1 protein-coding gene is annotated in these 1,975 nt (G+C 70.8%); it reads left to right on the top strand.

All coding sequences use genetic code 11. The annotated features are described in order from the left end of the window. Positions 1-35: 35 nt before the first annotated feature. Positions 36-1,973, top strand: a complete 1,938-nt coding sequence (locus ABIB25_RS29110) for an HNH endonuclease signature motif containing protein (protein WP_354532003.1) — start codon at positions 36-38, stop codon at positions 1,971-1,973. The last annotated feature ends 2 nt before the right edge of the window (positions 1,974-1,975 follow it).

The following is a 1,975-nucleotide window of genomic DNA, read 5'->3' as shown; positions in this document are numbered from 1 at the left end:
GAACGTTTGTTCGGATTATATGGTATGATCTGTGCATGTGGACAACGGGGGTGGCATTCGGGCAGCACGTCGTCATGCTCATCCCCGGCGCCGCACCGACGGCCCCACCCACCCTGCTGCTACCCGGCGAAGGCGCCTCGACGCGGGCCCGCGCCCGCAGCGCCGCCCTCCGACCCGCCGCCGCAGCCACCACCGGACCCGGGCGGGGCCGAGCCGTGCGGCGCACCGCCGGCCGCACCCTGCTCACCCCGCCCGGCGCCGGCCGGGAGTTGCTGCTGCCCGGACAGCCGGACCGGGCCGCCCGGATCCGCCGGGAATGGCTGCACGGCGACCCCGACCACACCGACATCGCCACCGGACGGCGCCTGGGCCTGTTCGGGACCGGCCCCGGCCGCGGCCCCGACGGCTCCACCCGGGCCCGCGAAATGCTCGGCGACCTGGGCTACTGGCAATCCCGGATCACCGCCTGCACCGCCGCCACCCCCACCTCCGAACTGGCTGCGCTGCTGGAAGAACGACCCGACACCGACCAACCCACCGGCCCCGGCATCGCCACCGGACTGGGCTCGCTCCGCGCCCACGTCCTGCTGGACTCCCTCGCCGCCCGCCAACAACTGATCAACGCCCTGCAAGGCGATCAGTACGCCGACGCCGCCGCGCTGGCCCACGCCTACCCCGCCAACCAGGAATTCCTCGCCGCCGAACTGGCCGTCGCGTTGACCAGCACCCAAACCGTCGCCGCCGCCCTGCTGGGCACCGGATTCGCGCTGACCACCCGGCTGCGCGGCACCCTCGCCGCGCTGCAGGCCGGCACCATCAGCAAAGACATCGCCGACGTCATCGTCGGCGCCTCCACCCCCCTCACCGACCCCGAACTGACCGGCCAACTGGAAACGGCGGTGCTGCCGAAAGTCGCCGGCCGCAGCCGCGAATGGGTCCGCCGGGAAGTGAACCGCCACGTCATCCGCCTCGACCCCGCCGGCGCCGACGAACGCCACGACCACGCGAAGAAGCAGCGTCGGGTCAGCAAATGGGCGGACCTGGACGGCATGGGACACCTCACACTGACCGCCCCGCTGCAGGACATCGCCGCCATCTGGGAAACCCTGACCGGCCTCGCCGACGCCGCCCGACACCCCGACGACCCCCGCAACCTCGACCAACGCCGCGCCGACGTGTTCATCGACATCTTCCACACCATCCTGCGCCGCGGCGGCCTGGGCGACACCCCGCTGCCCACCCAACACGGCAGACGCCCCCAGATCGGCGTCCTCATCCCCTACGACCTGCTGCACGCCGCCGCCACCCGCGCCGACCACGGCCACTGCCCCACCTGCGGACACCGCCCCACCCACCCAGACCCGACGACCAGGACCGCCGCCCCAGCCGAGGAAAACACCGACACCGCCAGCAGCGCAACCAATCCTGCACAACCCAACGTCAGCGAAATCATCGGCTACGGCCCGATCAGCAACAACCAAGCCCTCACCATCGCCGCCGACGGCACCTGGCGACGCCTCGTCTGCGACCCACTCACCGGACTGCTCCTTGACTACGGCACCACCCGCTACGAACCCCCCGAAGCGTTGAAACAATTCATCATCATGCGCGACCAAACCTGCACCGGCTTCGGCTGCAACCAACCCGGCGGCCGCTGCGAAATCGACCACGCCACCGCCTACTCCACAGGCGGACCCACCAACCACCGCAACCTCTCACCCCAATGCAAACACGACCACCGATCCAAAGACGGCGGCGGATTCCACCTCACCATCCACCCCGACAACTCCACCACCTGGACCACACCACTCGGCCGCAGCATCACCACCCCACCCCACCAACTCATCCAACCCACCCCACCCATCAAACCCACCCCACCGCCCACCCCGGCACCCCACCCGGCACCCGACCCAGCGCCGGATCCGGATCCAGCGCCGGAAACAGCACCGACCTACGACCCGCCGCCCTTCTGACG

Source organism: Nakamurella sp. UYEF19, from assembly GCF_040546275.1.
Taxonomy (GTDB): Bacteria; Actinomycetota; Actinomycetes; order Mycobacteriales; family Nakamurellaceae; genus Nakamurella.
This window is presented reverse-complemented; position numbering and strand designations above follow the sequence as displayed.

Bases quoted from the DNA above. Each gene is read 5' to 3' on its own strand.
- ABIB25_RS29110 (WP_354532003.1), top strand. From the start codon at position 36: ATGTGGACAACGGGGGTGGCATTCGGGCAGCACGTCGTCATGCTCATC.